Below are 10,707 nucleotides of genomic sequence, written 5' to 3' on the forward strand. Positions count from 1 at the left end.
AACTACAACGTTTTAGTAATGGAAGAACGCAACAAAACCCTTGGCGAATTTATAATTGAAAAGCAGGAAGATTTCAAATACTCGTCGGGCGAGCTGTCAAGGCTCATCAACTCTATACGCCTTGCGGCAAAAGTGGTAAACTATAAAGTGAACAAGGCGGGCCTTGTGGATATTGTGGGCGCCTTTGGTGAACAAAATGTTCAGGGCGAAGACCAGCAGAAACTTGATGTTTATGCCAATGAAATTTTTATGCAGACACTGGTTAACCGCGAAATTGTGTGTGGTATTGCCAGCGAGGAAAATGATGACTTTATAACCGTTAAGGGTATAGATGGTTGCCACAACAACAAATATGTGGTGCTGATAGACCCTCTTGATGGTTCATCTAACATAGATGTAAATGTTTCTGTAGGAACAATATTCTCGGTGTACCGAAGGGTAACACCAGTAGGCACACCTGTAACGCTGGAAGATTTTTTACAGCCGGGCGTTAACCAGGTAGCCGCAGGTTATGTAATTTATGGCACCAGCACCATGATTGTATATACTACAGGTAACGGTGTTAACGGCTTTACGCTTAACCCTGCTATTGGTACGTTCTACCTGTCGCACCCTAACCTTACATTCCCTAAAGATGGCAACATATATTCTATAAACGAAGGTAACTATGTGCATTTCCCGCAGGGGGTTAAAGATTACATTAAATATTGCCAGCTTGAAGAAGACGACAGGCCTTATACCTCACGCTATATAGGCAGCCTTGTGTCTGACATACATCGTAACATGATTAAAGGCGGGATATACATTTACCCGACGAGCAGTAAAGCCCCTTCGGGTAAGCTAAGGCTTTTATATGAATGTAACCCTATGGCTTTTATTGCCGAACAGGCAGGAGGTAAAGCCTCTGACGGTTTTACCCGTATAATGGAAATACAGCCGACAGAGCTGCACCAGCGTGTTCCTTTTTTCTGCGGAAGCTACAATATGGTAGCAAAAGCAGAGGAATTTATGGCAAAATACGGAAGATAAAATTTGATATTGCTATGAAAAAGAAAGACGGCAATCATAACTGATGCCGTCTTTTTTATGCTAATATGTTAAGCATGTTTACTCTTTAACAAACTTAGCTACACTATTATTAATCCTTACGATGTAAATTCCTGAGGGTAATGCACCAACGTTAATTGTAGTGCCATTCAGTTTTTGAACAAGCACCTGCCTGCCTGTAAGGTCATAAATTGCGGCGTCAGTATCATCTGCCAATCCTGATAAAGTAACAGTAAGTTCATCTTTAACCGGGTTTGGATACAGCGTAAATGATGCTTCCGGCTTGGTAAACTCAGGATTACTGAGTGCAGAAAACTGAAATAATGCAGTTACCGGAAGGTGATTAGATGTATTATAATAAAAACCGCTTATTGTTTCTGCTATGGCTTCTTCCTGTAAAGCACTATTTGCGATATAGTTATCATCCAGTTCATTTGAAATGATAATATTTTCAATGATCGGATGTAAACCCCAGCTTGTGTCAGCATCTGTAATGTCACTTGTAATGCCGGTATAGTTGGCCTGGTCGTTCATAAAATTCTTAAAAGGCGAGTCGGTACAATTACAGGCTTCGCTTGTAGTGCCTATAAGATAGTCATTAAAATCCCCGATAACTATTACGTTCTTTGTGTTATAATTACTGCCGTCAAGTAATGCTTTCAGGCCTTCTGAGCCTCCTTTCCTGCGTGTATAGCTCGTCGGATTTCCGTCTTCTGCCTTGGCATGTATATTTACAAGTGAAACAGGTATAAGTGTGCTTCCTGCTACCAGGTTTACGTTATAAAGTGCCGGGTAGCGGCCGCTCGACCAATTATAATAGTAAGAGTTACCCTGTGCAGCATTTCCGTTAAGCATTTCTGACGCACTTACAAGCTGCACTTTCGATTTTTTATAGATAATGGCCTGCCTCTGGTTGCAATCGCCCGTATTAGCGGGTGCAATAGCCCCACCCCATTGCGCGCTGCCCATAAGCGAGACCAAAGTTTCTACAGACGGGTTTGATGAAGTATTCGAAACTTCCTGAAGGCAGTAAATATCAGAATTCATTGCGAGCATTGCATCCGCCACATTGTTTATCTGCAGATTTTCATTTTCAGGGCCAAAGGTTTCGCAGCCCAGCCACTCTGTATTCCAGTTCGTTATTTTAAAAACAACATTAGTTCCCGGATTTGTACCCTCCGGGAAACCCGTTACTTTTATATTCTTAATTTCCCACATTGCGCTTGCAGATGAACTGCTTATATAGCGAAATGCGATTCGGGAATTAGATGATTGTGCAGCTTCCGGAATTGTTAGTGAACCTGAAGAAACGAATTGCCAGGCTTCCGGTATATATTGGTTAAGCCCCTCCAGCTCAATCCAGTTTGTTGTTGCAGGATCTCCGCTATATTGTGATGTAGCATAAGCCTTGTACCACCCCTGGTTTACCCCTACATTCATTACTTCTGCATTACCCCGTGTATGGCTAAAGTTAAGCTGCACATTATTCATTTGGGAAAGGTTCATAACAGGGCTTATAAGCCAGTCTTCGTTCTGGTAACTTTGCCCGTTTGCATAACCGCTGCATACAGCACCATATAATGAATTGAAGCCCCATTGCTGCGGGCCGGTTACATTTACCACCGTGAAAGTGTTAAAACTTGACTGTGTTAGCATTGTCTGGTCGAGAATGGTAGTTTGTGCCTGTACAAAAGAGAACTGGAGACACATGAACATAAGCCCAATGAAAAATCTGGTAATTTTTGGCATTTAATGATGTTTAAGTTGAATACTTTACGGCAACACTTACCTGATTTACAAGTGCATGAAGCTGAATTTTTTGCTGGCAAACATACAAATTAAAAATATGAGACGTATGTTATTTTTAAATTATCATTCAAGTAGTTAATAGTAATTACTGATAAATATAGATGGAGGTTGAGCAACTACAATGTATGTGTCGGCAGGCTAGGCAATAGAAGGCTTGTATTTTAGTGAACCTATTAATGATATGAAAGTTGGTACCTTTACAGATAACAAAACAACTATGAGCATCTTTTGAAAACTTTTTTTAAATGCTGGCGTTTCTGTTATATATCCATGCAGGAAAATTTGCAGTATATGGAGTTGGAGGAGCGTTTTGGGTAGGTACTTTTGCAACATTGTTAGATATTAATATTAAGTGGGTGTGACGATAATTAGAGAATAAAATGAAGAGAAATCAATTTTTATATTTTGGAGTAGTTTTCCTTACTGGTGTTATTTTTGTTTTAATAATGAATAGAAATTCTAGAGAAGAATTGATTACTGCGCCTATAATCAGGAAGAAATTTAGACTTGAAGATATTCACGTAAAAAAAATATCGTTTGAAAGAAATGGTCTATATCTTAATGATACTCGTTATAATTCAGGAGGCATTAGTTCTTATTCTAAGTTTCATTTTAGAGATACAATTTTTTCCTTTGATGATATCTCTACGCCTTTTATATTAAGAAGGATAAGAATAACGATACTTTAAAATTGATTAAAAATGATAAAGTATTTTATCTTTTGATTTCTGAAGAGTTAGTTTTTGATGAACTTTGAAGTAATAATTGACCAGTCGTACAAATACAGAAATGAAAAACCCTTGTAATCTTTTGAATTACAAGGGTTTTAAATAGATATATGTGGAGAAGATGGGAGTCGAACCCACGACCTCTTGCATGCCATGCAAGCGCTCTAGCCAGCTGAGCTACATCCCCAAAAATGTGATGGCAAATATAATGTATTTACTATCCAATTTACAAATAGCAGACTAAAGTTTTTAAAATTTCTTTTTTCAACACTATAATTGCTATATTTTTACCTGAAAAAACAAATATAATGACAACCACAGCAAGGCCTGAAGGCTCTCTTTATACAAAAATAGAAAATCATATTGCAACCGTTGAATTTGGGCATCCTGCGAGTAATTCTTTTCCGTCTGTATTACTGCAAAGGCTTACAGATGAACTTGAAAAATTAAGCCATAACACAGATGTGCATGTAATAGTATTAAAGGGCGAAGGCGAAAAGGCTTTTTGTGCCGGGGCTTCATTTACAGAGTTGCTCGAGGTTTCAAACTACGAAGAAGGAGCCTTGTTTTTTTCCGGTTTTGCCAAAGTTATTAATGCTATGCGCAGCTGTTCTAAACTAATTGTGGGCCGAATTCACGGTAAAGCTGTGGGCGGCGGTGTTGGGCTTGCCGCTGCATGTGACTATGCGCTTGCAACAGAAGAGAGTGCCATAAAATTATCTGAGTTTACTATAGGTATCGGGCCCTTTGTTATAGCCCCTGCAGTAGAACGAAAAATAGGTGTGGGTGCACTTGCCGAAATGACCATAGCAGCAGATGAGTGGAAGAATGCTTACTGGGCGAAAGAAAAAGGGCTGTATGCTAAGGTGTTTGAATCTGTAAAAGATTTAGATACAGAAATAGATATAATTACTAATAAGCTTGCCGGTTATAACCCCGAAGCGCTTTCCGCAATGAAGAGAGTATTATGGGAAGGTACTGAGAACTGGGATACACTTTTAGCTGAAAGAGCACAGATATCAGGAAAGCTGGTATTATCCGATGCCACGAAAAAGGCGCTTGAACCTTATCGAAAATAAAGAATAAGGGGTTGAAAATCAACCCCTTATTTTTGAATAACCTGTAATTAAACCTATTGCTTAAGCAGCTTAACAGATGTAAGGCTACCCCCTTCTGAATATACATTCACAATGTAGGTGCCCGCCTGTAAATCGGCAACATCAAGCAATAATTCTTCAGTACCTCCATTAACAGTTTTAATTGTCTGTCCAAGAAGGTTAATTATCTCTGCTTTAGCTATAACCGCATTACCGGATATCGTAACGATATCAGCAGCAGGGTTAGGATATAGCTTAAAGATATTAGCACTATTATTAGCAAGCCCCATAGCTGCGCTTGCAGATACAGCAAGATAATCGCTCTCGCAGCCTCCTACTGTCTGGCTCACATAATAAACACCTCCGTCAACTAGCGCTTCAGTAGGGTCAACAGCAACAAGTTCCGACTCATCATTCATCATATACCAATTAGCTACTGCGCCATCATCTAATGTTACTTCAAGTGATTCGATAGTTTCACCTTCGTTAAACTCCTGTGTAGCTTCACCCTCAGGAGCTTCAGGAGAAGGAGTAACAGTTACTACAATTTCCTGCCTTGTACTTTCACAGCCTTCAGAAGCCTGCGATACAAAATAGCTTCCGCCCTGCACTTCATCATCATCGTCAAGCGCTTCAGTCGAATCAGCAGTTGCATACCAGTATAAATCAGCACCCTCAATAGGTGTAACCATTAAATCAGATAACTCTGTACCCTCACAAACTGTTTGTTCAGCCACCACAACAGGCTCAGGCAGATTAAGAACCACTAAAGACACTTCTGTCCTTACGCTTTCACATCCGTTTACGGTTTGCGACACATAGTAACTCCCTGTCTCTACCTCTGCCTCACCGCTTAACGGGTCCGAAGTATCAGCTCCGGCATACCATGTAACCACGGCATTTTCTTCTGCTTCAACACTAAGCTCGGAAAGAGTTGTCCCGGCGCATGTAATCTGGCCCTCTGCAACAGGAGCCGATACAGTATTTACTGTTACGACAACTTCTGTCCTGGCGCTCTCGCAACCGTTTATAGACTGGGCTGCATAATAAGAGCCTGTAACAGCCACTGTATTCTCTTCAAGAGGCTCTGTAGCTTCCGCAGACGAATACCAAACAAGGGTTCCGCCTGTAGTGGTTTCAGCAGTTATGTCTGCCACTACCGCGCCTGAGCATAGGCTTTGCGGTTCTGCAGCGGGAGCTTCCGGAGTACCAACAGTTACAACCACAGCCTGCCTTTCGCTTTCGCATGTGTACCTGTATTGTGATACATAATAAGTGCCTGACGCTATTGCTGCCGACTCATCAAGAGGTTCCGTTGCCAATTCGCTGTCATACCATCTTAAAACAGCATTATCATAATCTGTTTCCGCAACAAGGTCGGCAACAGTGCTGCCGGGGCAATGTGCCTGATCGGCTGCCTGTGGCGTAAGCGGTGTAACACATTCATAAGTTACGGTTACTACCCATGTATTGTTATCTACTTTGTTATATGTAGTGTTACATGTACCTGCACCCTGCCATGTTCTCCACGCACGCATTTCGAAATTTACCTCGCCCGTTGCACCATCGGCAATGTTCAGGCCGCTACGATTATAGCTAAAAGTACCTACGTTACCCGAACCCTGTGCAAGTGTAGTTTCACCAATGTTCGTATTTATACAGTGTAATTTAGAACGTTGCTCACTCATATAACCATTAGTGGCAGATGTCATATTATAAGATGTTGCCACAGATGTAGCCTGATATCCGTCAGGAACAGTAACGGTTAGCACACCGGGGCAGCTTGTGGCAGAGTTAGCATTAGGTGATGCAATATAAAGTGTTTGTATGTCACCATCAGTATAAGTTGCACTCACCTGCCCGGTAGTAAAGCTTACCATAACCCATGGCCCCTGATCTGATTCCGAGCAGTTACTCCTTACCCAAAAATAATATGTTTGCCCTGTTAGCAGGCCATCTAAATCAACTGTTGTTTCGCCGGGTGCAACACTGCCGGTTGGCTCAGTAGAAGTTGTTGGCGCAGCCGATGTAGTTGCATAGAAATAGTCATAACCTACTCCGGGGGTAATAATGGCCGGATTCCAGCTAACTGTTGCACCTGCAACATCAGATACAGCCGTAAGCCCTTCCGGAGCCGGGCATATTCCCAGCAATTCTGCCGTAATGGCAAAAACATTAACCGCACCCTCTGTTACAGAAGTTTTATTAATATCGATGCTTGATATAAGTTTAGGTTGGTTAGCGGCATCTATATTCAGCATTAACTGATACATCCTCGGGTTGCCCGATGGGTTCTCTAAAACACTGTTAGCCCTGTTTACCCGCCCAAAACCTGATGCGGCCACAGGCAGCGCGGTACTGTTATACCAATCCGGCACAGTAGAGCCGGTTATGGTTTGCGATGTAGCATCTGTAAAGTGTACAACAACGCTTATGGTTGCCGTACCGCTGCCTGAAGTTGTTAAAAGATACAGCTTTTTAGCTGATACCTGATTTGTAAAGGTAAGTGTTCCCGTTATGGGAGAACCTGACTCTGACCCGCCAATCCGCAAACTGTTATTTGCTGAATAGCTGCCAAGCTGATACGTAAGCCCGGGTGTTGGTACGGAAGATATCAGGCCCGTAGCCGGCAGCGCATAGGCGGGCGGCGTGTTAGATGCCGTAGCCTGGAAATCGTTGCTCATAAAGGCAAAATTGGCGTTATCTACACCAATTGTGGTAGAAGCATTTGCAGCTCCGAGGCCGTTTGCTATTACATCATGATTGTAGCCTGAGGCAACAGTAAGGTGCTCCCATTCCTGCGCTGATAATGTTGTGAAAGCTGAGGCAGTTAATAACAGCCCCGAGAAGAGTAGTTTTAATTTCATAAGCGTGGGAAATTTCGATTAGAATTTTAGTTAGCTATTTTTGTTTTTTATGTGCATTTTTTAAGACACATTAACAAATGTACTAAGTTTTAATCAGCATAACCCGCTATAAACTAATGAATATATATTTATAACAAACTCTTTTTAAAAAGTTACATATCAAAAATATTAAATTCAGAATAGTACTTCCGGCCTCGATTTTAACCAACCGGTAATACTCAGGCGCTCCTGTTTAACAGGTTTAACCTCATGTTCCAGCAACTGGCTTTCAAAAACCACCATCCTGCCCTGTACAGGATAAATATTAAGTTCTTCTTCCCTGCCGTCAACAGTTTTGTAAATTGTAAGCTCACCGCCAAACTCAGGCTGCCAGTCTTCATGGTTAAGATAACAGACTACTGATATCTTTCTGCGGTTATCATTCTGGAAACTGTCAAGGTGGCGTTTATAAAATGTTCCCGGTGGGTAAACCGCATAGTGAAATTCCTCGTCGGCTATACCCATAAAGCAGGTACGGTTAAGATAGTCTTTAAAATCGGTAATTTTAGTAAAAAAAGCCTGCTCTGCAGCATTGCAGTCCTGTTCATCAAGCCAGTAAATAAAATCGCCCCTTATGGCTTCAATAATAATCTCATTGGCCATATTGCCAATTGCCGATTTCTTAAAACAGTCTTCGTCATATTTAGCGAGCAGGCTCTCCCTTAGGGCAAGCACTTCATCACGTGTAAAAAAATTTTCAATAATACTGTATTGTTGTTCCATAAGGTCAGTAATAACCTTTTCATACAGTGGGTTAAGTGCTAAAGCCTCCATAAGGTATAGTTAAAAAAGTGCGCAAATATAATCTGAAAACCAATAACTTGTAATAAATTATTTTGATGGTTTTTATTTAGTAAATTTGCCCTCTCAATACATCAAGAAATGAGCAGGATAAGGATTACAAAATCATTTACTTTTGAAACCGGGCATGCATTATACGGCTATGACGGAAAATGCAAGAATGTACACGGGCACAGCTATAAACTATTTGTTACTGTTATCGGGACACCCATAACCGACAGCACTAATGTTAAGTATGGGATGGTAATCGATTTTGGCGACCTTAAAAAAATTGTAAAAGAAGAAATTGTTGATGTTTTTGACCACGCAACTGTGTTTAATCAAAATACCCCTCATGTAGAATTAGCTAAAGAGCTTAGTACACGCGGGCATCATGTACTATTGGTAGATTATCAGCCCACCAGTGAAAATATGGTTATTGATTTTGCTGAAAAAATAAAGAAAAGGCTGCCTGAAACTATACAACTGCATTCATTAAAACTACAGGAAACAGAAACATCTTTTGCCGAGTGGTACCAAAGCGATAACAAATAAAAAGGAGCTGTTTCAAAAGTGTCATTCAGAACGAAGCGATAGCGAAGTGAAGAATCTTAAATGATTGATTTCAATTAAGCTTCCTTCTATCGTCGGAATGAAAAAATGCTGGTAAAAGCACTTTTGAGACAGCCCCTTTTTTATTTTAAAGATTCCTGAAAACAGATTTTATAAAGTTATCATCATCTCCTTTCATTTGCTCCTGCTGTGCAAACCCTTCAGGGCGTGGCGGCGCAAGATCCGGCATACCCCCTCTTGGTGTTGCCTTTTCTGTAGTAAATTCACCCTTGCCGTCTATAGATTCACCGCTGCTCCATCTGCCTTCCGCCGAAGGAGCATTGCCATCTTTGTCAGGCGAAATTTTAGTAGAAACAAACTTGTAATTAAACTCGTGGTTTTCCTGCTCCTGCGGAAAGCTGTTCGGTATAGGGTGCACCCCTTTAAGCCCGCCCAGTTCTTCCAGTACAGCCAGCCATTGGTTCTGGTGCATGGTATCGCGTGCTATTAAAAAAGCAAGCATATCTTTCATACCCTTGTCGTTGGTAGCTTTCCATAAACGCGTTGCCAGTACCCTTCCTGTAGATTCTGCCATTACATTAGCATACATATCGGCAGCCAGATTGCCACTGCCCACCACCCACGAGCCGTTAAAAGGCACGCCATTGCTGTCAACAGCAAGTGCTGCCATTCCCGCCGAAAGATAATGCCTTGGGTTAGCACCTCCCATTATAGCTTCTATAATAGGGCTGTCGGCAGCCATTTCATCTTTAGTTTCATTAGGCGCGCCTTCAAGGTTTAAAGCAACTGCGGTAGCCAGCATCTCTATGTGGGCTATTTCTTCAGTACCGGTTTCCATAAGCATGTCCCTGTACTTTTGTGGACCCCTTGCGCCCCATGCCTGAAAAAGATATTGCAGGCATACCCTGATTTCTCCCTCTATGCCGCCGATAGCCTGTTGCAGCAGTTTGGCAAACATCGGGTCGGGCTTTTCTACTTTTACTTCATACTGAAGTTTTGAATCGTGGTAAAACATAATAATCAGATTTTATAGTTATAAATAGATTTCAGTTAGCTGAATCCGGAATTTGAAAATCTTGTTATTATGGTTCTTTTGTTTTGATAAAATTAGCGTGTGTAGAGGGTAAATTGCGTTAAGCACAGCCTAAACTTATACTAAAATAAAAGCTAATATCCTTTTCAATTTTAATAGGAATAAGATGCAAAAAGCCCGCCTGTAGAAACAGGCGGGCTTGAATTGTTATATAAAAGATTGGGTAGGTTTGTTTATTGTTTTACGATCATGAACTCACTCCTTCTGTTCTGCGCATGCTGCTCTTCAGTACAGTTCGGGGCACATTCCACCTTCGGCTGGCTCTCTCCGAAGCCTTCACCCGATATCCTGGCCTTGTCAATCCCTTTCGAGATCACATACTGCACCGTTGCCTTCGCCCTCCTGCTGGAAAGCGCCTGGTTGTAACGGTCGCTGCCGCGGTTATCGGTATGGGCCTTCACCATGATGGTCAGCTCAGGGTTCTTCTTCATCGCCTCCACAAGGTTATCCAGCTCAAAAGCCGCCTCTTTGGTGATGTTGCTCTTATCGAACTCAAAGTAGATGTCCTTCGCCTCAAACACAGGGTACTTTATCCTCACCTCCACAGGGTTCAGGTCAGCCGATACATTTACCTGGCCGCCTTTGGTCTTGGCAATCGGGAAGCTGTTGTTCTCATAGCCGTCAGCCGCTGCCTGTATGGTATAGGCCCTGTCACAGTCAATGTTGTAGGTTAC

The 10,707-nt window shown here is 41.8% G+C and carries 9 protein-coding genes and 1 tRNA gene; 4 read left to right on the forward strand and 6 right to left on the reverse strand.

Translation table 11 applies throughout. From position 1 onward, the window contains the following. Positions 1–18 precede the first annotated feature (18 nt). Positions 19–1,029, forward strand: a complete 1,011-nt coding sequence (gene fbp / locus KJK34_RS12260) for a class 1 fructose-bisphosphatase (protein WP_223054178.1) — start codon at positions 19–21, stop codon at positions 1,027–1,029. A 78-nt stretch (positions 1,030–1,107) separates the two neighbouring features. Here fbp and KJK34_RS12265 read toward each other — a convergent pair whose 3' ends face one another. Continuing rightward, on the reverse strand, positions 1,108–2,796 hold the full coding sequence (locus KJK34_RS12265) for a T9SS-dependent choice-of-anchor J family protein (protein ID WP_223054179.1): 1,689 nt from the start codon (positions 2,794–2,796) through the stop codon (positions 1,108–1,110). Positions 2,797–3,236: 440 nt separating this feature from the next. Here KJK34_RS12265 and KJK34_RS12270 point away from each other — a divergent pair, with 440 nt between their 5' ends. Next, a complete protein-coding gene (locus KJK34_RS12270) occupies positions 3,237–3,545 on the forward strand; it encodes a hypothetical protein (protein WP_223054180.1) in 309 nt (102 codons plus the stop codon). A gap of 152 nt (positions 3,546–3,697) precedes the next feature. Here the strand turns inward: KJK34_RS12270 and KJK34_RS12275 are convergent. Further along, a tRNA-Ala gene (locus tag KJK34_RS12275) sits at positions 3,698–3,771 on the reverse strand. A 121-nt stretch (positions 3,772–3,892) separates the two neighbouring features. Between KJK34_RS12275 and KJK34_RS12280 the strand changes: the two genes are divergently transcribed. After that, complete coding sequence (locus KJK34_RS12280) at positions 3,893–4,663, forward strand: enoyl-CoA hydratase/isomerase family protein (protein WP_223054181.1); 771 nt, start codon at positions 3,893–3,895, stop codon at positions 4,661–4,663. A gap of 53 nt (positions 4,664–4,716) precedes the next feature. On the opposite strand, the gene KJK34_RS12285 is transcribed toward KJK34_RS12280, so the two are convergent. Beyond that, complete coding sequence (locus KJK34_RS12285; protein WP_223054182.1) at positions 4,717–7,548, reverse strand: T9SS type A sorting domain-containing protein; 2,832 nt, start codon at positions 7,546–7,548, stop codon at positions 4,717–4,719. Positions 7,549–7,722: 174 nt separating this feature from the next. Beyond that, complete coding sequence (locus KJK34_RS12290; protein WP_223054183.1) at positions 7,723–8,361, reverse strand: 2OG-Fe(II) oxygenase; 639 nt, start codon at positions 8,359–8,361, stop codon at positions 7,723–7,725. Positions 8,362–8,469: 108 nt separating this feature from the next. Between KJK34_RS12290 and KJK34_RS12295 the strand changes: the two genes are divergently transcribed. Then, on the forward strand, positions 8,470–8,922 hold the full coding sequence (locus tag KJK34_RS12295; protein ID WP_223054184.1) for a 6-pyruvoyl trahydropterin synthase family protein: 453 nt from the start codon (positions 8,470–8,472) through the stop codon (positions 8,920–8,922). A 145-nt stretch (positions 8,923–9,067) separates the two neighbouring features. Here KJK34_RS12295 and KJK34_RS12300 read toward each other — a convergent pair whose 3' ends face one another. Further along, on the reverse strand, positions 9,068–9,955 hold the full coding sequence (locus KJK34_RS12300; RefSeq protein ID WP_223054185.1) for a manganese catalase family protein: 888 nt from the start codon (positions 9,953–9,955) through the stop codon (positions 9,068–9,070). Between the two features lie 251 nt (positions 9,956–10,206). Continuing rightward, a partial coding sequence (locus KJK34_RS12305) for an OmpA family protein (RefSeq protein WP_223054059.1) occupies positions 10,207–10,707 on the reverse strand: 501 nt, incomplete at its 5' end.

Origin of the sequence: Flavobacterium coralii (assembly GCF_019891545.1) — a bacterium.
GTDB lineage: Bacteria > Bacteroidota > Bacteroidia > Flavobacteriales > Flavobacteriaceae > Flavobacterium > Flavobacterium coralii.